The 21,706-nt window shown below is 66.9% G+C and carries 18 protein-coding genes; 12 read left to right on the top strand and 6 right to left on the bottom strand.

The window, feature by feature from the left end:
- Positions 1–2 precede the first annotated feature (2 nt).
- The 9 genes from pstC (at position 3) to rnt (ending at position 6,885) form a co-directional block, all read left to right on the top strand.
- Positions 3–971, top strand: coding sequence for a phosphate ABC transporter permease subunit PstC (gene pstC / locus ACQ5SA_RS08805; RefSeq protein ID WP_499313999.1), 969 nt, complete (start codon positions 3–5; stop codon positions 969–971).
- Positions 971–1,834, top strand: coding sequence for a phosphate ABC transporter permease PstA (gene pstA, locus ACQ5SA_RS08800; protein WP_108267823.1), 864 nt, complete (start codon positions 971–973; stop codon positions 1,832–1,834). Before pstC ends, pstA begins: the two co-directional genes overlap by 1 nt.
- A 19-nt stretch (positions 1,835–1,853) precedes the next feature.
- Positions 1,854–2,684 carry a phosphate ABC transporter ATP-binding protein PstB gene (gene pstB, locus ACQ5SA_RS08795; RefSeq protein ID WP_025875381.1) on the top strand — a complete coding sequence of 277 codons (831 nt, stop codon included), beginning with the start codon at positions 1,854–1,856 and terminating at the stop codon, positions 2,682–2,684.
- 65 nt (positions 2,685–2,749) lie between these two features.
- Complete coding sequence (gene phoU, locus ACQ5SA_RS08790) at positions 2,750–3,457, top strand: phosphate signaling complex protein PhoU (protein WP_108267825.1); 708 nt, start codon at positions 2,750–2,752, stop codon at positions 3,455–3,457.
- 180 nt (positions 3,458–3,637) lie between these two features.
- Positions 3,638–3,988: an HvfA family oxazolone/thioamide-modified RiPP metallophore gene (locus ACQ5SA_RS08785; RefSeq protein ID WP_499313998.1), complete on the top strand. Its 351-nt coding sequence runs from the start codon at positions 3,638–3,640 to the stop codon at positions 3,986–3,988.
- Positions 3,975–4,850 (top strand): HvfB family MNIO-type RiPP peptide maturase, encoded by an 876-nt coding sequence (locus ACQ5SA_RS08780; protein ID WP_499313997.1) that lies wholly within the window; start codon positions 3,975–3,977, stop codon positions 4,848–4,850. Before ACQ5SA_RS08785 ends, ACQ5SA_RS08780 begins: the two co-directional genes overlap by 14 nt.
- A complete protein-coding gene (locus tag ACQ5SA_RS08775; protein WP_499313996.1) occupies positions 4,843–5,598 on the top strand; it encodes an HvfC family RiPP maturation protein in 756 nt (251 codons plus the stop codon). Before ACQ5SA_RS08780 ends, ACQ5SA_RS08775 begins: the two co-directional genes overlap by 8 nt.
- Before the next feature lie 23 nt (positions 5,599–5,621).
- Positions 5,622–6,143, top strand: coding sequence for an HvfX family Cu-binding RiPP maturation protein (locus ACQ5SA_RS08770; RefSeq protein ID WP_312110588.1), 522 nt, complete (start codon positions 5,622–5,624; stop codon positions 6,141–6,143).
- Positions 6,144–6,300: 157 nt separating this feature from the next.
- Positions 6,301–6,885, top strand: a complete 585-nt coding sequence (gene rnt / locus ACQ5SA_RS08765) for a ribonuclease T (protein WP_012510544.1) — start codon at positions 6,301–6,303, stop codon at positions 6,883–6,885.
- Between the two features lie 287 nt (positions 6,886–7,172).
- Here the strand turns inward: rnt and ACQ5SA_RS08760 are convergent, their stop codons facing one another.
- From ACQ5SA_RS08760 to ACQ5SA_RS08750, 3 genes are all read right to left on the bottom strand, one after another.
- A complete protein-coding gene (locus ACQ5SA_RS08760; protein WP_499313995.1) occupies positions 7,173–10,193 on the bottom strand; it encodes a two-component regulator propeller domain-containing protein in 3,021 nt (1,006 codons plus the stop codon).
- Positions 10,194–10,397: 204 nt separating this feature from the next.
- Positions 10,398–11,789, bottom strand: a complete 1,392-nt coding sequence (locus ACQ5SA_RS08755; RefSeq protein WP_499313994.1) for an ATP-binding protein — start codon at positions 11,787–11,789, stop codon at positions 10,398–10,400.
- 6 nt (positions 11,790–11,795) lie between these two features.
- A complete protein-coding gene (locus ACQ5SA_RS08750; protein WP_025875399.1) occupies positions 11,796–12,524 on the bottom strand; it encodes a response regulator in 729 nt (242 codons plus the stop codon).
- A gap of 205 nt (positions 12,525–12,729) precedes the next feature.
- Between ACQ5SA_RS08750 and ACQ5SA_RS08745 the strand changes: the two genes are divergently transcribed.
- Genes ACQ5SA_RS08745 through ACQ5SA_RS08735 form a run of 3 tightly spaced genes read left to right on the top strand, consistent with a single transcriptional unit; the run spans position 12,730 to position 17,359 of the window.
- Complete coding sequence (locus ACQ5SA_RS08745; protein ID WP_499313993.1) at positions 12,730–13,968, top strand: efflux RND transporter periplasmic adaptor subunit; 1,239 nt, start codon at positions 12,730–12,732, stop codon at positions 13,966–13,968.
- Positions 13,965–15,923 (top strand): MacB family efflux pump subunit, encoded by a 1,959-nt coding sequence (locus tag ACQ5SA_RS08740; RefSeq protein ID WP_499313992.1) that lies wholly within the window; start codon positions 13,965–13,967, stop codon positions 15,921–15,923. Before ACQ5SA_RS08745 ends, ACQ5SA_RS08740 begins: the two co-directional genes overlap by 4 nt.
- Positions 15,920–17,359: a TolC family protein gene (locus ACQ5SA_RS08735; RefSeq protein ID WP_499313991.1), complete on the top strand. Its 1,440-nt coding sequence runs from the start codon at positions 15,920–15,922 to the stop codon at positions 17,357–17,359. The genes ACQ5SA_RS08740 and ACQ5SA_RS08735 overlap by 4 nt, the downstream gene beginning before the upstream one ends.
- Before the next feature lie 295 nt (positions 17,360–17,654).
- Here the strand turns inward: ACQ5SA_RS08735 and rlmB are convergent, their stop codons facing one another.
- The 3 genes from rlmB to rnr form a co-directional block, all read right to left on the bottom strand.
- Positions 17,655–18,398, bottom strand: coding sequence for a 23S rRNA (guanosine(2251)-2'-O)-methyltransferase RlmB (gene rlmB / locus ACQ5SA_RS08730; RefSeq protein WP_089239900.1), 744 nt, complete (start codon positions 18,396–18,398; stop codon positions 17,655–17,657).
- Positions 18,399–18,518: 120 nt separating this feature from the next.
- On the bottom strand, positions 18,519–19,004 hold the full coding sequence (locus ACQ5SA_RS08725; protein ID WP_499313990.1) for a GFA family protein: 486 nt from the start codon (positions 19,002–19,004) through the stop codon (positions 18,519–18,521).
- Between the two features lie 121 nt (positions 19,005–19,125).
- Positions 19,126–21,690, bottom strand: coding sequence for a ribonuclease R (gene rnr / locus ACQ5SA_RS08720; protein WP_499313989.1), 2,565 nt, complete (start codon positions 21,688–21,690; stop codon positions 19,126–19,128).
- Positions 21,691–21,706 lie beyond the last annotated feature (16 nt).

Raw genomic sequence — 21,706 nt, 5'->3', positions numbered from 1 at the left:
CCATGAATGCCATCGCCCAGCCTGTAGCCGCCCCGTCCACGCGTGATACGCGTGATGCCCGCAACGACAAACTGTTCCGATGGGTGCTGGTCGGCACCGTCATCTTCGTCCTGATCGCACTGGCCTGCGCCGCACTGTCGATGCTGTGGGGTGGTCGCCATGCCCTGCAGGTGCAGGGCCTGAGCTTCTTCTTCTCTTCCGACTGGAATCCGGTCGAAAACAAATTCGGCGCCCTCGCCCCGATCTACGGCACCCTGGTTACCGCGCTGATCGCGATGGTCATCGCCGTGCCGGTCAGCTTCGGCATCGCCTTCTTCCTCACCGAAGTGGCACCGCGCTGGCTGCGGGGTCCGGTCGGTACCGCCATCGAACTGCTGGCGGGCATTCCCTCGATCATCTATGGCATGTGGGGCCTGTTCGTGCTGGTGCCGGTGATGACCGAGTACGTCACTCCGTTCCTCAACGAAACCCTGGGCGAATGGCCGATCATCGGCCCGGTTTTCCAGGGTCCGCCGCTGGGCATCGGCATGCTCACCGCCGGCTTCGTGCTGGCGATCATGGTCATCCCGTTCATCTCCTCGGTGATGCGCGAAGTGTTCCTGACCGTGCCGACGCGCCTGAAGGAATCGGCCTACGCGCTGGGTTCCACCAAGTGGGAAGTGAGCTGGGACATCGTCCTGCCGTACACCCGCTCGGCGGTGATCGGTGGCGTGTTCCTCGGCCTCGGCCGCGCACTGGGCGAAACGATGGCCGTGGCCTTCGTGATCGGCAACAGCGTGCGCTTGTCGCCGTCGCTGCTGGAACCGGGCACCACCATCGCCGCGCTGATCGCCAACGACTTCGGCGAGGCCACTGAAACCTACCGCTCGGCGCTGCTGCTGCTCGGCTTCGTCCTCTTCATCGTCACCTTCATCGTGCTCGCCATTGCCCGCCTGATGCTGATGCGCCTGTCCCGCAAGGAGGGCAACTGATGTCCAGCACCGCTGACTCCCTGTACCTGCGCCGCCGCATCGGCAATGTCATCGCCATCGCGATGTCCTGCGCCACTGCGCTGTTCGGCCTGTTCTTCCTCGGCTGGATCCTGTTCACCCTGGCCTCCAAGGGCCTGGCCGGCATCAACCTGGATCTGTTCACCAAGATGACACCGCCGCCGATGCAGGAAGGCGGTCTTGCCAACGCCTTCTTCGGCAGTGCGGTGATGTGCGCGCTGGCGATCGGCATCGGCACCCCGCTGGGCGTGCTGGCCGGCACCTGGCTGGCCGAGTACGGCAACGCCCGCAAGGCCGGCACCGTGGTCCGCTTCGTCAACGACATCCTGCTGTCGGCGCCGTCCATCGTGCTGGGCCTGTTCGTCTACACCCTGTACGTGATGCAGACCGGTGGCAGCTTCTCCGCTTTCGCAGGTGCTTTGTCGCTGGCCTTCATCGTGCTGCCGGTGGTGGTACGTACCACCGACGAGATGCTGCGCCTGGTGCCTTCGCAGATGCGCGAAGCCGCGCTTTCGCTGGGCATCCCGCAGTGGAAGGTGATCGTGCAGGTGCTGTACCGCAGTGCATCTGCCGGCATCGTCACCGGCATCCTGCTGGCGCTGGCTCGCATCTCCGGCGAGACCGCACCGCTGCTGTTCACTGCCTTCGGCAACCAGTACTGGAACAGCAACGTGTTCCAGCCGATGGCCTCGGTGCCGGTGGTGATGAACCAGTTCGCCGGCAGCCCGTATGAATCCTGGCAGGTGCTGGCCTGGGCAGGTGCCCTGGTGCTGACTGTCTTCGTGTTGCTGGTCAGCCTCGCCGCTCGCGGCTTCCTGCTGCGCAACCGTATCTCCCATGACTGACCTTTCCGTGGATACCGCCATGAACGACCTTTCCAACGCCGTGCCGATGCAGCGCATCGTGGTGCCGGCCTCGCACGAGAACCTGCACGCTCCGGCACCGGTCAAGCTCGCCGCGCGTGGACTGGACTTCTACTACGACAAGTTCCATGCCCTGAAGGGCATCAACCTGGAGATCCCGGAAAAGCGCGTGACCGCGCTGATCGGTCCTTCCGGTTGCGGCAAGTCGACCCTGCTGCGCATCTTCAACCGCATCTACGCGCTGTACCCGAAGTTGGAAGCGCGCGGTGAGGTGATCCTCGACGGCGAGAACATCCTGTCGCCGAAGTACCCGATGAACCGCCTGCGCAGCAAGGTCGGCATGGTGTTCCAGAAGCCGGTGCCGTTCCCGATGACCATCTTCGAGAACGTGGCCTACGGCATCCGCCACCACGAGAAGCTGTCCAAGGCGGACATGGCCGACCGTGTCGAGCACGCACTGCGCCAGGGCGCACTGTGGGACGAAGTAAAGGACAAGCTCAACCAGAGCGCGCTGGGCCTGTCCGGTGGCCAGCAGCAGCGTCTGTGCATCGCCCGTGCCGTGGCCCTGCGCCCGTCGGTGCTGCTGCTGGATGAGCCGACCTCGGCGCTGGATCCGATCTCCACCAGCCGCATCGAGCAGCTGGTGGAAGAACTGAAGCACGAGTACACCATCGTGATCGTCACCCACAACATGCAGCAGGCCGCACGCGTGTCCGATTACACCGCCTTCATGTACCTGGGCGACCTGATCGAGCACGACCGCACCGAAGTGATCTTCTCGCAGCCGTCCAAGCAGCAGACCGAGGATTACATCACCGGTCGCTTTGGCTGATCGGCGCTGACGCATCGCCACATGTCCCAGCCAGGCGCGGCCTGGCTCTACCTGGATTGCAGAACATGAACCTTCCCAACGACCACATCGTCAAAAGCTACGACGAAGAGCAGCAGCGCCTGGTGGCCGAAATCGTGCGCATGGGCGAGATGGCCGTCGCCCAGCTGGAGGCGTCGATGGACGTCATCGAAAAGCGCGACGAGAACGCCGCCCATCGCATCATCGCCAACGATGAAGCGATCGATTCGCTGGAACAGCAGATCAGCCACGACGTGATGCGCCTGGCGCTTCGTGGCCCGATGGCACGCGACCTGCGCGAGATCCTTGCCGGCCTGCGCATTCCGGCCGATATCGAACGCATCGGCGACTACGCGGCCAACGTCGCCAAGCGCTCCATCGCGCTGGGCAAGGTACCGCCGCTGCCGCAGATCCAGGGCCTGCGCTCGCTCGGCCGCCTTGCTGCGCAGCAGGTCCGCCGCGCCATCGCCGCCTACCGCGACAACGATGCCGATGCGGCACTTGAACTGCGCGAGGACGACGCCCGCCTGGATGCGCAGTACACCGCACTGTTCCGCGAGCTGCTGACCTACATGATGGAAGACCCGCGCAACATCACCCCGTGCACCCATCTGCTGTTCATGGCCAAGAACCTGGAGCGCGTGGGTGACCACGCCACCAACATCGCCGAGAACGTGTGGTTCCTGGTGCACGGCGAACAGCCGCTGCCGCCGCGCCAGAAGCGCGACGAGACCTCCAGCGCCGGCGATATCTGATACTGCACTGCAACACCGGATTCGACTCCAGGGTGGCCGCTGTCCTCGCGACAGCGGCCTTTTTGTTGGTGTTGTCATACTTCTCACGAAAATTTGAATTCCCGGCGAGGATTCGTTGAGTAGGATCGCTGCACCATCGCTTCACCACGGGCACCCGCCCACCACCCAGGAGCACGACCGATGAGCACCTCCAACAAGACGCTGTCCCTGCTGACCGCTACCGCCCTGGCCGCAGGCCTGGGTATGACCGCCTCCGCCTCGGCCCTGAGCATGAGCGACCTCGCCCAGGGCTATCTGGTTGCCGGCCAGGCGGCCAAAGCCACCGACGCGAAGGCGGCCGATGCGAAATCCGCCGACGCGGCCAAGCATGCCGAAGGCAAGTGTGGCGCCGCCGGCAAGAGTGCTGAAGGCAAGTGCGGCGGCGACAAGGGCAAGGCAGCGGCCGGTGCGGACACCAAGGCCAAGTCCGGCGGCGACAAGAAGTCGGCCGAAGGCAAGTGCGGCGAAGGCAAGTGCGGTGCCAAGCACTGACGTCCTCACCGGCGTCGTCCACCCGCGGTCGCCGCTTCCCGCGGCGGCTGTGGGCCTGGGCCTGCGCCGCGCCCTGCTGCAGAACCTGCGCGATGCACCCGCCGGCGATTTCGATTTCCTCGAGTGCGCGCCGGAGAACTGGATCGGTGTTGGCGGCCCCGCCGGTGACGCGCTGGCCGAACTGGCGGCGCGCCATCCACTGAGTTGCCATGGCCTGTCGTTGTCGTTGGGTGGCAGCGCAGCGCTGGATACCCAGCTGCTGGCGCAGGTGGGTGCCTTTCTTGAGCAACACCGGGTGCCGCTGTACAGCGAACACCTGAGCTACTGCAGCGACGAGGGCCATCTGTACGACCTGCTGCCGATCCCATTCACCGATGAAGCAGTACGCCACACCGCTGCACGCATCGCCCGCGTGCAGGACATCCTCGGCCGCCGCATCGCCGTGGAAAACGTGTCGTACTACCTGGCCCCGGACCCGATGATGGACGAACTGGCCTTCACCAATGCGGTGCTGGCCGAGGCCGACTGCGATCTGCTGCTGGACGTCAACAACGTCTACGTCAATGCCTGCAACCACGGCTACGACGCCGATACGTTCATTGCCGGCCTGCCCGCGCAGCGCATCGTCTGCCTGCACGTGGCCGGGCACCTGGACGACGCTCCGGACCTGAAGATCGATACCCATGGCAGCCCGGTGATCGACCCGGTGTGGGACCTGCTGGCGCGCACCTACGCGCGTATCGGCCCACGCCCTACCCTGCTCGAACGCGATTTCAACTTCCCGCCTTACGCCGAGCTGCGGGGCGAACTGCAGACCATTCACCGCCTGCAGGCCCTGCATGCCGGAGCCGCCCATGGCTGATGCCCCCGAACGACTGCGCAGCCAGCAGCACGCGTTCACCGCACACCTGCGCGACCCGGCGCAGGTACCGGCACCGCCCGGCATGGACCCGCGTCGGGTGGCGGTGTACGAACGCCTGCTGTTCAACAATCTGCTGGGGTTGTTGAGCAACGGCTTCCCGGTCTGCGTGCGCCTGCTTGGCGAACCGGCCTGGAGTGCGCTGGTACGCCACTATTTCGCCAGCCATCGCTGCCAGGCGCCGCTGTTCACCGAGCTGGCTGCCGAGTTCGTGCAGTGGCTGCAGGTGCAACCGGAGCTGCCGCATCCAGCGCTCGCCGAACTGGCCCACTACGAGTGGGTGGAGACTGCGCTGTACCAGCTGCAGGCTGATCCGCTGCCGGAACCGGGCGACGTCGATCCGTTGCAGGTGCCGTTGCGGCGCTCGCCACTGGCCTGGCCGCTGCTGTATCGCTGGCCGGTGCATCAACTGGGTAGCGACGATACACCGTTGCAACCGCCGGCAGAGCCCACCGGCCTGCTGGTGCGGCGCGATGCCGATGGCGCGGTACGCTTTGCCACCCTGACCAGTCTGGCAGTGCATCTGCTGACCCTGATCGGCGAGGCGCCCGGCGCTACCGGCCAACAACAGCTGCAGCAACTGGCCGCCCTGCACCACCTCGATCCCGAGACTTTGGCCGCCCCGGGTGCGCAACTGCTGCTGCAGTTCCTGCGTGCTGGCGTGATCGGCCCACTCCGCGCTTCACCCTGACGCCCCTTCCAGGAGACTCATCCATGAAGACCCCGACCCTGGCCGCCGCCCGCGGCCAGCTGGACCGTTTCGCCCCATGGTTGGCGCCGCTTGGCCTGCGCGTGCTGCTGGCATGGGAGTTTTTCGAATCCGGGCGCGAGAAACTGCACGGCGAGAACTGGTTCGCCGACCTGCAGGGCGCGTTCCCCTTCCCCTTCGACCAGCTGCCCGCTGCGCTGAACTGGCAGCTGGCCACCTGGTTCGAGCTGGTGGGCGCAGCCTGCCTGCTGCTCGGCTTCGGTACCCGTTTTGCCGCCGCCAGCCTGCTGGTGCTGACGGTCGTGGCGACGTACGCGGTGCACTGGCCAACCGAGTGGAGCTCGCTGGGCGACCTGGCGATGGGCTATGCGATCAGTGACCAGGGCTTTGGCAACTTCAAACTGCCGCTGCTGTTCATGGCGATGCTGCTACCGCTGCTGTTCACCGGCGCCGGGCGACTGAGCGTGGATGCAGCGCTGGCACGGTGGTATCCGTCGGGCCCCACGGCGCGGCCCGCGCTCCGGTAGACGCCGACCTTGGTCAGTGCGCAGTGTGCCAACCAAGGTTGGCACCTACCAGGATCCCGGGCGCTCAGGGTCGCTCTGCTAGAATCCGTATATGACTGACCCCACTTCCGCACCTGCCGCCGCCCCTGTTTCCGACGTACCCCAGGCGCAGCGCGCGATGTCACAACGCTTCCGCGGCTTCCTGCCGGTGGTGGTGGATGTTGAAACCGGCGGCTTCGACAGCCAGCGCAATGCGCTGCTGGAAATCGCCGCCGTGCCGATCGAGATGGACGAGAACGGCCTGCTCTACCCCGGCCAGACCGCCAGCGCCCATGTGGTACCGGCCGAGGGTCTGGAGATCGACCCGAAGTCGCTGGAAGTGACCGGCATCATCCTCGACCATCCGTTCCGGCTGGCCAAGGAAGAGAAAGCGGCGCTGGACCACATCTTCACCCCGGTGCGTGCAGCGATGAAGAAATACGGCTGCCAGCGCGCGATCCTGGTCGGTCACAACGCCCATTTCGACCTGGGCTTCGTCAACGCGGCGGTTGCCCGTACCGGGCACAAGCGCAATCCGTTCCATCCGTTCAGCGTGTTCGACACAGTCACCCTGGCGGGCATCGCCTATGGCCAGACGGTGCTGGCACGCGCGGCCAACGCGGCCGGGCTGGGCTGGGACGCCAACGAGGCACACAGCGCGGTGTACGACACCGAGCAGACGGCGCGGTTGTTCTGCACGATCGCCAACGCCTGGCCGCGGTAAGGCGGCCAACGGCGGAGCCCCTCGTGGCGGGCTGACAGCGATTCGGGGTAAGGCCGGGCGGGTGGACTGCGCAGGGGACGCTGCAAGTACATCCCTGTAAGCTCGGTCGCCGCATCCATGCGGCTCACGCCCCTGCGCAGCCCACCCGCCCGGCCACGGACACGTTGCTGGGCGCCACGGAAAGATCAGAAAAGCGGGGGCAACCGCGGGTCGCTGCGCTCGAGGGGGGCTGCCGTTGATGCGGCACGCCAGTAGATCCACGCCATGCGTGGATGCTTCGCACTGGATCAACCGATGCTCGTGCGATCCCTGCCGTCACTCTTCGCGCGGTACAACGCGCGGTCCGCGCGCTGGTACAGCAGCGCTGGGGTGCGGTCGTCCCCATCGAGTTCCACCAGGCCGGCACTGAAGGTCACCCGCAGGCCAAGTATGCCGGCCCAGTCCGGATGGTCATGGAACAGGCCGCGCAGGCGCGCGCACAATTGCGCTGCCTCCTCCAGCCGGGTGTCGTTGAGCAGCAGCGCGAATTCTTCGCCGCCGGTGCGTGCCGGCAGGTCCGAATCGCGACTGGCCGCGGCGATCACCTGGGCTACTTCCACCAGTACCGCATCACCGATGCTGTGGCTGTGCTGGTCGTTGACGTCCTTGAAGTGGTCGATGTCCAGCACCACCAGGCACAGCGGATGGCCGCTGCGCTGGGCACGGGCGAAGTCGCGGGCCAGCGCCTCGTCGAAACCGCGACGATTGGCCAACCGGGTCAGCGCGTCTTCGCGGGCCTGTCGTTCGAATGCCTCGGCCTGCCGCGCCAGGCGCTCGGCCAGTTCGGTCTTTTCCTGGTTCAGCGCCTGCAGGTGCACGGTCTGCGCCTGCAGGTCGAAGGTGGCCTCATCCACGCGCTGCGCCAGGCGCAGGTTGTTGGCCTTGTACTGCTTCAGCAGGAAGCGGTACAGCGCCACCAGTGCGGCCAGCAGCACCAGCCCGATCAGCGCCTGGACGCTGTGTCGCTGCCACCAGAACGGCTCGACGGTGAAGCTCCACACCGCTTCCTGATGACCCCAGCTGCCTCCCGGATGCGAGGCCGCCACGTGCAACGTGTAGTCGCCTGGCGGCAGGCCGACGAACTCCACGCTGCGCTGCGGGCCACGCTCCACCCAGCCATTGTCCAGACCCTCCAGCCGCGTGCGGTAGCGGATGCGGTCGGACATCAGATAGCTCAGGCCCACATAGCTCACCGCAAGCCGTCGCCCACCGGGAATCAAGTTGCGCTCGGGGCCTTCCCAGTGCACCGGCGCACCGTCGACCTGCACGTTCTCGATCGCCGCAGGGGGGGCCGGACGTTCGCGGAAACGCTGCAGCCGCTGCGGATCAACCATGCTCAGGCCACCGGCGGTCACCACCCAGAACGTGCCGTCCTGGCGCAGGATCGCCGACGGGCCGGAGCTGCCGTTGGCCTGCGCATTGGCCATGCCGTCGATTTCGTTGTAGCGCTCTACGGTTACCCGCGGCGCGCGTCCGTCGGCCACGGCGTTGAGCGTCGCCATATCGGTACGCAACACACCGCGGTTGCTGCTGATCCACACATTGCCCAGGCGGTCGGGCACCAGCTGGAATACCGCATCCACCGGCATGCCCTGCTCCAGGCCCACGCGCGCCAGCCTGCCGCCCTGCCAGCGGTACAGCCCGCGATCACTGCTGATCCACATCGCATCGCCGATCTGGTGGAATCCGAACACGCTGCGGCCACCGCCCAGCGGCGCCAGGTCGATCGACTGCACCCGATCACCGCGCAGCACGCGGATGCCTTCAATGGTGCCGATCCACAGATTTCCCTGGTGATCGTGTTCCAGCGCTGTGGTCAGCCCCCCCGGCATGCCTGGAACCGTGGGCACGCTTACCTGGTCACCCTCGATGCGGACCACGCCCTTCTGCGTTCCCGCCCAGACCACGCCGTCAGGCGCGATGCTGATCGCACGGATGTTGCCGCCGGGCAGGCCATCGGCCGCAGCGTAGTTGTGGCGAAGTCGTCCATCAGCGTGCAAGCGGTAGATGCCGTCGCCGAAGGTGCCCACCCACAGGTCGCCGCCGGCATCCTGGGCCAGGCTCAGCACCGAGGGCGCCTTGCCACCGCGATTGTGCAGCGGCATCGCGCGGAATCGACCGTCAGCGGTCTGCAGGTCCAGGCCGCTGGCACTGCCCACCCACAGGCGGCGGTCACGGTCTTCGAGCACCGTGCGCACGTAGTCGCCGCTGAGGCCGTCGCGTTCGGTGTAGCTGCTGAACAGCGTTTCGCGCAGGCGATACAGGCCGCCGTTTGCGCCCACCCAGATGCTGCCCTCGGCATCTTCGCGCAGGCTGACCACACGCCCGCCGGGCAGGTTCAGACCCGCCGGCAGGCGCTCCAGGCCATGCGCCGAGATGCGCAGCAGGCCCTGGTTCTCGGTGCCCAGCCACAGGTCGCCATGGCGGTCCTGCAGCATGGCGGTCAAGTGCAGCTGGCCAGGCAACCGGTGCACCAGCACCAGGCGATCATCCTCCACCCGGTACAGGCGCTCGCCCGCGACGATCCACAGCGCGCCATCGGGTGCGCGGTAGGGCCATGACAGCCCCTTGTCCACGCCCCACGCAGCCGGCGCGCGTTGCAGCACGCCGTCGTTGTCACGCAGCACCAGGCCGTCGAGGGTGCCGATCCAGACCCGGTCCTGCGCGTCGACCGCCATCTTGGTGAAGCTCATCGCCAGCGGCAGGTCCGGCGGTGGGGGCTGGTAGACGATGCCCTTGTCCGGGGTCAGATAGGCGATGCCCTTGCCTTCATACAGCAGCCACAGGCGCCCCTGGCTGTCCATCTGCATGGACTGGATCAGCACCTGCGGCGTATCCGGCTGGTGCTCCCAGACACGCCACTGGCCGTCACTGCCACGATGGCTGACGTTGCCACGCGAATCGCTGATCCACAGCCCGCCCTGCGGGTCGACCAGCAGCGCGCCGATGCCGTTGTCGCGCAGCCCTGGCCGCGTGCTGCGGTCGAACACGGTGAAATCCAGGCCGTTGTAGCGCACCAGGCCTTCCCAGGTGGCGAACCACAGGTGCCCTTCCGGGGTCTGCGCGATGTCGCGCAGCGAGTTGTGCGGCAGACCATTGCGCGAGGTCCACACGTCGATGGCGTAGTCGCGCAGCGGCGGTGCGCCACTCTGCGCGGCCAGCGGCGCGGCTATCGCCAGCAGCAGCCACAGCATGCCCAGTCGCAGCAGGCGACCGATCCTCTCCGCGTGGCGCCCCGCCCGGCGCCTTTCCGCCCCCTGTCCGCCCATCAGCGCAGCGGCGGCGGCCAGCTGCGGATGCCGGTGGTGGCGGCAGACGCGAACAGAAATGGCCGCACCGCGCAGGGCGGCATGCCGGCAGGAACGGGCAGGCTCATCGGACGAAGAATGGGGAAGTACGCAGATGATAGGGCAAACCCCACCGCTGGCGTCACCGTGATCGGCGCAACAGGGCCCGGTCCTGGATCGAGGCTGCTACCGGGCCTCGGCGCTGGTGGACCATTGCACCAGCGCTTCCAGCCCGCCTTCGGGGCGGTTGCGCAACCACAGTCGGCCCCCGTCCTTCTCGGCCAGCGCGCGGGCGATGGTCAGGCCCAGGCCGGCACCGCCGGTCTCGCGCGAACGTGATGTCTCCACCCGCACGAACGGGTCGAACACCGCTTCCAGCTGTTCATCCGCCAGCCCGGGGCCATCATCGGCGATGACCACGGTGATCGTGCCCTCGCCGCGCTCGACGCGTACCCGGGCGCGTTGCGCGTACATCACCGCGTTGTCCACCAGGTTGGAGAACAAGCGATGCATCGCCAACGGGCGCAGCATCAGTACTGCGCCGCTGCGGCCTTCAAAGACGACGTCGGCGCCGTCCTCGGCGGTGTCCTCGACGATGCTCTCCAGCAGCGAATCCAGGTCCAGCGCGGCGCGCTGTTCGGCACTCTCCGCACTTCGGGCCAGTTCCAGACCCTCGCGTACCAGCGCCTGCATCGCGGCCAGGTCGCCGATCAGGCGCTCGCGCAAGGTCTCGTCGGTCACGTTTTCCAGGCGCAGGCGCAGCCGGGTCAGCGGCGTCTGCAGGTCATGGGTGATCGCCGCGAGCATCTGCGTGCGTTCGGCCAGATGGCGCTGCAGCCGATGCTGCATGGCATTGAATGCCTCGGCGGCGCGCTGCACTTCGCGCGGCCCGCGCAGCGGCAATGGCGCCCGCTGCAGGTCATCGCCCAGGTCCTCGGCGGCGGCCGCCAGTTCCTGCAGCGGCGCGCTGGCCATGCGTGCGACCACGTAGGCCAGCACGGCAATGGCCAGCACCAGCAGGGTCAGGAACAGCGGGTCCACGGCGAGGATGCCGTTGTGTGCGATCGCCGGCGAATCCAGGGCGAGCTTCAGCAACGTGCCGTCATTGAGCACCACGTCCACCGCCCGGCACTTGGGTGGAATGAAGGTGGGATCGCGTTCGCGCGGCGGCTTGCGGTGGCCCGGCGGCGGCGGCGGCAGCAGATCCTGCAGTTTGGGAATGCACGAACGGAACGAGGCGAAGTGCACATGCGCCCGCGACACCGGGCCCGGGCGGTCCTCCAGCACTTCCATCAGCGCCTTGTCGGCGCGCCCGATGCGCGCACCGGGCTGCAGTGCGCGCACGCTGGGGCCACCGATCTCCAGCAGCCGTTCGCGCAGCTCCGGGTTGCCGTCGAGCAGGTTGATGTAACCCTGCAGGCGATCAGCGATGCGGTTCAGATTCTGCCGCTCGAATTCCTGCTGCCGCTTGGAACTGGCCAGCATGGTCGCGCCGATCGCGGCCACGCTCATGCCCAGCAGCAGGATCACGAACAGCCGTCCGACCATCGAGGACAGGAAGTGGCGCAGGCGCTTCATCGCGGCTTATTCCAGGTTGACGGCCGAGGCCAGCACGTAGCCTTCATTGCGCACGGTCTTGATCAGGCCATCGGGGCCGCCGTCATCGGCCAGCTTGTTGCGCAGCCGGCTGACCTGCAGATCAATCGCCCGGTCCTGCGCTTCATAGTTGCGGCCGCTGCTGAGGGCCACCAGCTGCTCGCGCGAGAGCACCTTGTTGGCATGCGCGATGAACACCCGCAGCAGGCGGAACTCGGCGCCGGACAGCACCACGACGCGCCCGTCCGGATCGACCAGGTGGCGATGCTCCAGATCGAAGATCCAGCGCGAGAACCGTGCACGGCGCACCGCCAGCGGCTCAAGATTGGCCGGAAGCGCTTCGGTACGGCGCAGCACGTTGCGGATGCGCGCCAACAGCTCGCGCGGTTCGAATGGCTTGGCCAGGTAGTCGTCGGCGCCCATTTCCAGACCGAGCACGCGGTCGATCGGCTCGGCGCGCGCGGTAAGCATGATCACCGGGGTGTTCGAGCGCGCGCGAAGGTCGCGGCACAGGGTCAGGCCATCCTCGCGCGGCAGGTTGAGGTCGAGCACGATCAGGTCCACGTGTTCGCGTTCCAGCAGCTGACGCATGCTGGTGCCATCGGCGGCGGTGCTGACCTGGTAGCCAGCGCGGCCGAGCTGCTCGGCGAGCAAGGTGCGGATATCGTTGTCGTCATCGACGATCAGCAAACGGTGCATCGGGTTTTCAGTCTCCATGTCGCGAATCATCCCGTGTCGGCAGCTGAACCGCATCCAGGCCAATGCGTACCACTGTATCCCCCGCCGTGCGGGATACCTGCTGATACGCAGTCTCGGCGACAGTGTTACATAGAGACACACCCCGAGGATTGAGCGAAGCGTCGCTCGATCTTCACAATGCCCACCAACGCCGCCACTGCGGCCCCCAGAGTGAAGCCGCCACGTGATCTCCCGCCTGTTGCCCGCGACCCGCAAGGGTCGCCTGATGTTGATCGCCCTGCTTGTCCTGATCGCCGCGGTGTCCGCCTGGTGGCTGCTGCGCAAGCCAGCCGCACCGGCCCTGGCAACTACCCCGGTCAGCCGCGGCGACATCGAACAGACGGTGGAAGCGACCGGCGTGATCGACGCCTACAAGCTGGTCAGCGTCGGTGCGCAGGCCTCCGGCCAGATCAAGTCGCTGAAGGTGCAGCTGGGCGACACGGTGAAGGAAGGCGACCTGATCGCCGAGATCGACGCCACCACCCAGCAGAACCAGGTGCTCAACGCGCAGGCCTCGCTGGACCAGGTGACCGCGCAGCGCGCGGTGCAGCAGGCGACGTTGCGCCAGGCCGAGCTGGAGTTCGCACGCCAGCAGCAGATGCTGGCGGCCGAAGCCACCTCGCGCCAGGAATATGATGCCGCCGAGGCCCAGCTGAAGACCGCGCGTGCGCAGCTGCAGTCTTACGAAGCACAGATCAAGGGCCGCGAAACCGAGCTGGGCACCGCCCGAGCCAACCTGGCCTACACGCGTATCGTCGCGCCGATGGACGGCACCGTGGTGGCGGTGGTGGCCGAGGAAGGCCGCACGGTGAACGCCAACCAGACTGCGCCGACCATCGTGATGCTGGCACGGCTGGACGTGGTGACCGTCAATGCCGAGGTCTCCGAGGCCGACGTGGTCAAGATCGAGGCCGGCATGCCGGTGTACTTCACCACGCTGGGCGATCCGGACCGCAAATACCACGCCACGCTGCGGCAGATCAATCCGGCACCGGCGTCGATCGCCAACGAAAGCTCGTCCAGTTCCAGCAGTTCGTCCAGCTCCAGCTCCAGCAGCGCGGTCTACTACAACGCGTTGTTCGACGTGGAAAATCCCGATGGCACCCTGCGCATCGACATGACCGCACAGGTATCGGTGCTGCTCAAGCAGGCCAAGGGCGTGCTGATGGTGCCGGCCGTTGCACTGGGTCCGAAGTCGCGCGACGGCGAGCGCATCGTGCGGGTGGTCGATGACAAGGGCCAGCCGCAGCCACGCAAGGTCAAGGTCGGCATCAACAACGGCGCCAACGTCGAGGTCCTGTCCGGCCTGAAGGAAGGTGAGCGTGTGGTGGTCGGTGAAGGCGGCGCTGCGGCAGCCGCTGGCGGCGGCAACCGCGGCGGCATGCAGATGCGGGTCGGCGGCCCGGGCATGGGGCGCCGATGAGCGCGACGACGCCGCTGCTGCGCCTGCGCGACCTGCGACGCGAATTCCCGGCCGGCGAAGACGTCATCGCCGTGCTGCGCGACGTCAACCTGGACATCCATGCCGGTGAGATGGTGGCGATCGTCGGCCAATCCGGTTCGGGCAAGTCCACGCTGATGAACATCCTCGGCTGCCTGGACCGCCCGACCCGTGGCAGTTACCAGGTGGCGGGCCGCGAGACCGGCAAAATGGCGCCCGACGAGCTGGCCGAGCTTCGTCGCGAGCACTTCGGTTTCATCTTCCAGCGCTACCACCTGCTGGGCGATCTCGACGCGCGCGGCAACGTGGCGGTGCCGGCCGTCTATGCCGGCAGCCCCGGCCCGGTGCGCACCGCGCGTGCCGAACAGCTGCTGCAGCGCCTCGGCCTGGCCGACCGCATGCACCACAAGCCCGGGCAGCTGTCCGGTGGCCAGCAGCAACGCGTGTCGATCGCGCGTGCGCTGATGAACGGTGGCGAGGTGATCCTGGCCGACGAGCCGACCGGCGCCCTGGATACGAAATCCGGCGAAGAGGTGATGGCCATCCTCGGCGAGCTGCATGCCGAAGGCCACACCATCATCATCGTCACCCACGACATGAGCGTGGCCGAGCACGCACAGCGCATCATCGAGATCCGCGACGGCGAGATCATCGCCGACCGCGCCAACCCGGCCGCGCCCAGCTACCGTGCGCAACGCGAACCGAGCGCGGGCGTCGCCCATGGCAGCAGCTGGCTGGCTGCCCGCGACCGCTTCACCGAAGCGTTCCGGATGGCTCTGCTGGCGATGAACGCCCACCGCCTGCGTACCTTCCTGACCATGCTCGGCATCATCATCGGCATCGCTTCGGTGGTATCGGTGGTGGCGCTGGGCAATGGCTCGCAGCAGCAGATCCTGCAGAACATCAGCGCGCTGGGTACCAACACCATCGACGTCTATCCCGGCCGCGGGTTCGGCGACATGCGTTCGGCGCGGGTGCAGACCCTCAAGGCCAGCGACGCCGATGCCCTGTCGCGGCAGAGCTACGTCGACAGCGCCACCCCCAGCGTGTCCAGTTCGGTCACCGCGCGCTACCGCAACCAGTCGGCCACCGCGCAGATCAGTGGCGTCGGCGAGCAGTACTTCCGCGTGAAGGGCGTGAGCCTGCTCAGCGGCAGCTTCTTCGACACCGATGCGGTGAAGGGACTCGGCCAAGTGGCGGTGATCGACGAGAACACGCGCACCCAGTTCTTCCCCGACAGCGACCCGGTCGGCCAGGTGATCCTGCTTGGCAACGTACCGGTGCGCGTGGTCGGCGTGGCGAAGAAGCAGAGCTTCGGTTTCGGCGGCAGCACCAGCCTGAGCGTGTTCGTGCCCTACACCACGGTGATGTCGCGCATGCTCGGGCAGAGCCATGTTTCCAGCATCACCGTGCGGGTGAACGATGAAACGCCGATGGATGCGGCGCAGGAAGCGATCACCCGGCTGCTGACCATGCGCCACGGCACCGAGGACTTCTTCCTCAGCAACAGCGCCGAGATCCGCGACACCATCGAACAGACGACGCGCACGATGACCCTGCTGATCGGCGCCATTGCCGCCATCGCGCTGCTGGTCGGTGGCATCGGCGTGATGAACATCATGCTGGTCTCGGTGACCGAGCGTACCCGCGAGATCGGCGTGCGCATGGCGGTGGGTGCGCGGCAGAGCGACATCCGCCAGCAGTTCCTGATCGAAGCGGTGCTGGTGTGCCTGCTCGGCGGCTTGCTCGGCATCGGCCTGGCATTGCTGATGGGCGTGTTGATCGGCCGTTTCGCCAGCGATTTCCAGGTGTTGTTCTCCACCGCTTCCATCATTGCCGCCTTCGCCTGTTCAACCCTGATCGGCGTGGCGTTCGGCTTCCTGCCGGCACGCAGTGCCGCCCAGCTCGACCCGGTGGAGGCCCTGGCCCGCGAATGAAGATGATGACCCGACTGCCGTTCCCCGCTCCGTCTCGCCTGCTGCTGGCCGGCGCCGTGCTGCTTGCACTCTCCGCCTGCGCCTCCGTGGGCCGCTATCCCGTCGCAGAGCCAAGCGTTGCCGCCACCTATGGCCGTGGCGATGCGACCCTCAACGCGCCGGCCGCCCCCCCACGCAGCGGTCTGGAGACCCCGGCCCGCGACATCCGCAACGATAACTGGTGGACCGGCTTCGGCGATGCGCGCCTGGACCGGTTGGTTGCGCAGGCGCTGACCGCCAACAGCGATCTTGGCGCAGCCGGTCTTGCCGTGCAGCGTGCGCGCCTGCAGGCTGGGCTGGCCAGCAATGCGCTATGGCCGCAACCTTCATCGTCCGGCGTGAGCGGCAGTGGCAGCCGTGCCACCGACCAGGCAGACGACTGGCGCCGCAGCTATTCCACCGGTGTGTCGCTGGGGTGGGAAATCGACCTGTGGGGCCGCCTGCGCACCCAGCGCGACATCGCCCGATGGGAGGCAGACGCCAGCGAAGAAGACCGGCAGAACACCGCCCTGCTGGTGATCGGCGATGTCATCAACCAGTACTGGGCACTGGCCTACCTCAACCAGTCCATTGCCACCGGCCAGGCCAACCTCGAGCGGCTGCAACGCACGCATGAACTGGTGCAGGCGCGCTTCGATGCCGGTGCGGTGTCGCGGCTGGAAGTACGCCAGGCACTGCAGAACCTGCAGTCACAGCGTTCGGCACAGAGCGCGCTGGAGCAACAGCGGGTGGAAGTGCGCAATGCGCTGACCGTGCTGCTGGATGGCACACCGTGGCCGCAGCAGGACGAACCGCAGAACCTGCTGGAGGCGCAGAGTCCGTCCATTGCCGAAGGTCTGCCGGCCGACCTGCTTGGCCGCCGGCCCGACCTGCGCGCGGCCGAACTGCGGCTGCGCAACAGCCTGAAGACGATCCGGGTGACCGCCACCCAGTACTACCCGGCACTGAGCCTGACCGGAAGCCTGGGTTCCAGCGCGACCTCGCTGGGCGATGTGCTGCGCAATCCGGTAGCGACGCTGGGGGCTGGCCTGTCGCTGCCTTTCCTCAACCTGCAGCGCGCGCAGCTGGATACGGACGTGGCCGGCACCAATTACCAGATCGCCGCCACCAACTTCCGCAAGACGCTGTACACCGCGCTGTCGGAGGTGGACAACGCCTTGTCCGCACGTGAGCAGCTGCTGCGCCAGGTGACCGCATCACAGGCGTCTTACGATGAAGCAGTGGAAGTGGAGCGCGCGCAGGAAGTGCGATATCGCGTCGGCGCCACCGACCTGCGCACCTGGCTGGAAGCGCAGCAGACCCGCCGCGATGCGGAACTGTCACTGGCGCGGGTGCGGCAGAGCCAGTTGAACAACGATGTGACGCTGTTCAAGGCGCTGGGTGGCAGCGCGGGGTAAGCGCGATGCGGGGCTGCGCCCCGCACCCGCAGAGGCAACAACAACAGCGCGGTTTCTGCAGGATCACCGGGGTGCCGTGGATGTGCGGGGACGCCGTGAACCCATCCCTGGGGGCTTGGTCGCCGCATCCATGCGGCTCACACCCCGCACACCCACGGCACCCCGGCTCATACAGTTCCGCGAGAGCTGATAGTAGATCCACGCCATGCGTGGATTGGGGGCCGGCAGAAAACAGGGGCAGATCCCTTTCCCAATGGAAAGGAATCTGACCCGGATCACGCTGCGGCGATGCCGATCAACCGCGCTGGCGCACGACCTCGAACAGGCTGACACCGGCAGCGACCGAAACGTTCAGGCTCTCGATCTCGCCCGGCATCGGAATCTTGACCAGACCGTCGCAGTTCTCGCGGGTCAGGCGGCGCAGGCCATCGGCTTCGCCGCCCAGCACCAGCGCGATGTTGCCCTTCAGGTCCAGCTGGTACAGCGACGCAGTGGCTTCACCGGCCAGGCCGTAGATCCACACGCCCTGCTTCTGCAGGTCCTTCAGGCAGCGCGACAGGTTGGTCACCGCCACCACCGGGATGCGGTCGGCGGCGCCGGCCGAGGTCTTGCGCACGGTGGCGTTGACCGTGGCCGACTTGTCCTTGGGAATGATCACGGCGGTGGCGCCGGCCGCAGCGGCCGAGCGCAGGCAGGCGCCGAGGTTGTGCGGGTCCTGCACCTCGTCCAGCACCAGCAGCAGCGCCTTGCCTTCCGCAGCGGTGACCAGGCCTTCCAGCTCGTTCTCGTTGTAGGTGCGGGCAGCGGCATAGCGCGCGGCCACGCCCTGGTGGCGCACCGAACCGCCCACGCCGTCCAGCGCCTGGCTGTTGACCTTGCGCACGTCGATGCCCTTGCGGCGGGCGTTTTCCTCGATCTCGGTCAGGCGCGGATTCTTCGCACCGGCCTCGACCAGCACTTCGCGGACGTTCTCGGCGTCGTTCTCGATGGAGGAGGCGACGGCGTTGACGCCGACGATCCACTGGCTGTTCTTGCTCATGCGGGCAGGACCGGAAAGGGGGTGGCTATGGTAGAGCATCGGGGGGCCGGGCGCTGCGGCGGCTCGCCGGGCCATGCCCGGCGACCGTTGTCCGCCACCCCCGCCGGGCTTGGCCCGGCGCTACCCGCGCGAGCGAGGCGGCCAGTGCGGGGTGTCGTGGTCGGGGTGCTGGTGGGACACGATCGTGGCCAGGAACTCCAGCGCGGCGACATCCTCCTCGGTGCGGCGGGCCGGCAGCTTGCCCAGCCCGTCAACGAAAGGCAGCTTGCGCTCGACGCCATATTGGATGGTCGGCGGCAGGCGTTCAGGCTGGTCGAAGGCACCGGCGGCCACCGCCACGCCATCGGGGGCTTCATAGGTCAATGGCGTGCCGCAGTCGGCACAGAAGCCGCGCCGCACGACGTTGGAGGACTGGAAATAACGCGGTTGGCCGCGGGTCCAGCTGAACTGCACGCCGCGCACCGAGACCAACGGCGCGTAGTAGGCGCCGAAGGCCTTCTGGCACATCCGGCAATGGCAGATCGAGCTGTCGGTCAGCTCGCCCCGCGCCTGGAAGCGGATCGCACCGCACTGGCAGCCGCCGCTGTACTCGGGTTGGCCCTGCATTGCCGCTTCCTCCGAAACGTCGTGCCAACCAACGGTTGGCACCTACCAGGTGAGGTGGGTGCCGACCGTTGGTTAGCACCTACCGGGGGAGGTGGGTGCCGACCGTTGGTCGGCACACCTTTCAATATTGCTTTTTCGTGCGCTTGGCCGGCTTGCCGCGCTCGGGCAGCGGCGCCGGGTTCTGCACCTCTTCCTCGCCCTTGTGCTCGACCAGACGGAAGTCGATCTTGCGCTCTTCCATGCTGGCCTTCAGCACCAGGATGCGCACCTGGTCACCCAGGCGGTAACTGCTGCCACGGCGCTCACCGGTCAACGTCTTGCGGGTCGCGTCGAACTTGTAATAGTCCTGCGGCAACTGGGTCACGTGTACCAGGCCCTGTACCTTCGAGTCGGCCAACTCCACGAACAGGCCGAAGCTGGTCACGCCGCTGATCACGCCGTCGAACTGGCCACCCACGTGCTTTTCCATCCACGCGGCGCGGTAACGCTCATCCACCTCGCGCTCGGCCTCATCGGCACGACGCTCACGCTCGGAACACTGCAGTGCCAGTGCGGCCATCTCGCGGGCGTTGTAGGTGAACTTGTCCAGCGGCTTGCCCGACAGCGCATGCTTGATCGCACGATGCACCAGCAGATCCGGGTAACGACGGATCGGCGAAGTGAAGTGCGCGTATGCCTCCAGCGCCAGGCCGAAGTGGCCGTTGTTGTCCGGGCTGTACACGGCCAGGCTCTGACTGCGCAGCAGCACCGATTCCAGCAGCGTGGCATCGGGACGGTCGCGGATCTTCTTCAGCAGCTTGGTGTAATCGCCCGGGCGCACCTTCGACCACGGCGGCAGGCTCAGCTTGAACTCCTTGAGGAATTCCAGCAGATCGGCGTACTTGGTCTCCGGCGGCTTCTCATGCACGCGGTAAGGCGCCGGCACATGGCGCGACAACAGGTACTTTGCCGCCTCCACGTTGGCCGCGATCATGCATTCCTCGATCAGCTTGTGCGCATCGTTGCGCACCAGCATACCGGCCTGGGTGACTTCACCCCGGTTGTCGAGCACGAAGCGGACTTCGCTGCTTTCAAATTCGATCGCGCCACGCTTGGTGCGCGCCTTGGACAGCACCTTGTACAGCTGGTGCAGGCGCTGCACCTGCGGCAACAGATCGCCGATGAAGGCCTTGGCACCGGCGTCATCCTCGCCCACTGCCTGCCACACCTGGGTGTAGGTCAGGCGCGCGTGCGAATTCATCACCGCTTCGTAGAAGCGCGAGCCGGTCACCTGGCCCTCGCGGTCGATCTGCATGTCGCAGACGAAGCACATGCGGTCGACCTTCGGCATCAGCGAACAGATGCCGTTGGACAACGTCTCCGGAAGCATCGGTACCACGAAGCCCGGGAAGTACACCGAGGTGGCGCGCTTCTGCGCTTCATCATCCAGCGGCGTACCAGGACGGACATAGTTGGAGACGTCGGCAATGGCGACCACCAGGCGGAAGCCGTCTGCGTTCGGCTCGCAGTACACCGCGTCGTCGAAGTCCTTTGCGTCCTCGCCATCGATGGTGACCAGCGGCGTGCTGCGCAGATCGACGCGGTCACCAATCATCGCCGGTTCGACCACCAACGGCACCGAGGCGGCTTCGTCCAGCACCTCCTGCGGGAACTCGAACGGCAGTTCGTGGCCGTGAATTGCGGTCTCCACCACCAGCGATGCGGTCAGCTTGTCGCCGAGCACGGCGATGATGCGACCGATCGGCGGACGGCGGCTGTCCGGTGCCTGGGTCAACTCGCAGACGACCAGCTGGCCATCGCGCGCACCGCCGATCTGATCCGGTGGCACCTGCACGTTGCGCTGGATGCGCTTGTCATCGGGCACCACGTAGTTGATGCCCATCTCGACGCTGAAGCGGCCGATCAGGCGTGTCATGCCGCGCTCGAGCACGCGGGCGATGCTGCCTTCGCGACGGCCACGATGATCGATGCCCGTAACACGCGCCAACACCTTGTCGCCGTGCATCACCTTGCGCATTTCGTACGGCGGCAGGAACAGGTCGTCGCCGCCTTCAACCGGGCGCAGGAAGCCGAATCCTTCCGGATTGGCAATCACCACGCCGGTGACCAGGTTCAACGTCTGGATGGGCGCGAATCCGCCGCGGCGGTTCTGCACCAGCTGACCATCGCGAACCATGGCGCCGAGCCGGCGCGATAGCGCTTCGGCACGGTCCGGTGCGGTCAGGCCCAGGCGCGCACCGAGTTCTTCAGCGGTCTGCGGCCCTTCGCAGCGCTCCAGCAGGGCCAGGATGGCCTCGCGGCTGGCGATGGGTTGTTCGTACTTTTCCGCTTCGCGGGACGCATAGGGATCGTCGATCACCTTGCCCGTCGGCGGCAGCTTGCGGCCCGGCGCCGGACCCGGTGCCTCTGCGTTGCGCGGGCCACGTCCACGCGGCGCGGCGGCTCCATCGGCCACGGTGGGCAGCCAACCCGGCAACGGCTTGCCTGGCTTGTTGTTGCGGGCCGGGCCGGCCTTGGCGCCCTTGTTCGGGGCTTCACTGCGGGACTTGCTCCCGCCCTTGCTTGGTTTTTTGGTAGTCATCGCCCTCCATGGTAGCCGTTGCGGGCGTGCAGAACGGGTCAGCAAAACAGTTGAAGCATCCCCATTAAGAATTTTCGGGAAATCGTTGACAGGTCCCCGGTTCATCTTCACAATTGCGCCT

It is taken from the genome of Stenotrophomonas indicatrix (assembly GCF_050573115.1).
GTDB classification, from domain to species: domain Bacteria; phylum Pseudomonadota; class Gammaproteobacteria; order Xanthomonadales; family Xanthomonadaceae; genus Stenotrophomonas; species Stenotrophomonas lactitubi_A.
The sequence above is the reverse complement of the archived record's forward strand: the minus strand, read 5'-3'. Positions and strand labels throughout refer to the sequence as shown.

Excerpts from the sequence above, each read along its gene's own strand:
- ACQ5SA_RS08770 (WP_312110588.1), top strand. The coding sequence starts at position 5,622 with ATGAAGACCCCGACCCTGGCCGCCGCCCGCGGCCAGCTGGACCGTTTC.
- pstC (WP_499313999.1), top strand. The coding sequence starts at position 3 with ATGAATGCCATCGCCCAGCCTGTAGCCGCCCCGTCCACGCGTGATACG.
- ACQ5SA_RS08740 (WP_499313992.1), top strand. The coding sequence starts at position 13,965 with ATGAGCGCGACGACGCCGCTGCTGCGCCTGCGCGACCTGCGACGCGAA.
- ACQ5SA_RS08775 (WP_499313996.1), top strand. The coding sequence starts at position 4,843 with ATGGCTGATGCCCCCGAACGACTGCGCAGCCAGCAGCACGCGTTCACC.
- ACQ5SA_RS08750 (WP_025875399.1), bottom strand. The coding sequence starts at position 12,524 with ATGGAGACTGAAAACCCGATGCACCGTTTGCTGATCGTCGATGACGAC.
- ACQ5SA_RS08755 (WP_499313994.1), bottom strand. The coding sequence starts at position 11,789 with ATGAAGCGCCTGCGCCACTTCCTGTCCTCGATGGTCGGACGGCTGTTC.
- rlmB (WP_089239900.1), bottom strand. The coding sequence starts at position 18,398 with ATGAGCAAGAACAGCCAGTGGATCGTCGGCGTCAACGCCGTCGCCTCC.
- rnt (WP_012510544.1), top strand. The coding sequence starts at position 6,301 with ATGTCACAACGCTTCCGCGGCTTCCTGCCGGTGGTGGTGGATGTTGAA.
- rnr (WP_499313989.1), bottom strand. The coding sequence starts at position 21,690 with ATGAACCGGGGACCTGTCAACGATTTCCCGAAAATTCTTAATGGGGAT.
- ACQ5SA_RS08735 (WP_499313991.1), top strand. The coding sequence starts at position 15,920 with ATGAAGATGATGACCCGACTGCCGTTCCCCGCTCCGTCTCGCCTGCTG.
- ACQ5SA_RS08760 (WP_499313995.1), bottom strand. The coding sequence starts at position 10,193 with ATGGGCGGACAGGGGGCGGAAAGGCGCCGGGCGGGGCGCCACGCGGAG.
- ACQ5SA_RS08785 (WP_499313998.1), top strand. The coding sequence starts at position 3,638 with ATGAGCACCTCCAACAAGACGCTGTCCCTGCTGACCGCTACCGCCCTG.
- pstA (WP_108267823.1), top strand. The coding sequence starts at position 971 with ATGTCCAGCACCGCTGACTCCCTGTACCTGCGCCGCCGCATCGGCAAT.
- phoU (WP_108267825.1), top strand. The coding sequence starts at position 2,750 with ATGAACCTTCCCAACGACCACATCGTCAAAAGCTACGACGAAGAGCAG.
- pstB (WP_025875381.1), top strand. The coding sequence starts at position 1,854 with ATGAACGACCTTTCCAACGCCGTGCCGATGCAGCGCATCGTGGTGCCG.
- ACQ5SA_RS08725 (WP_499313990.1), bottom strand. The coding sequence starts at position 19,004 with ATGCAGGGCCAACCCGAGTACAGCGGCGGCTGCCAGTGCGGTGCGATC.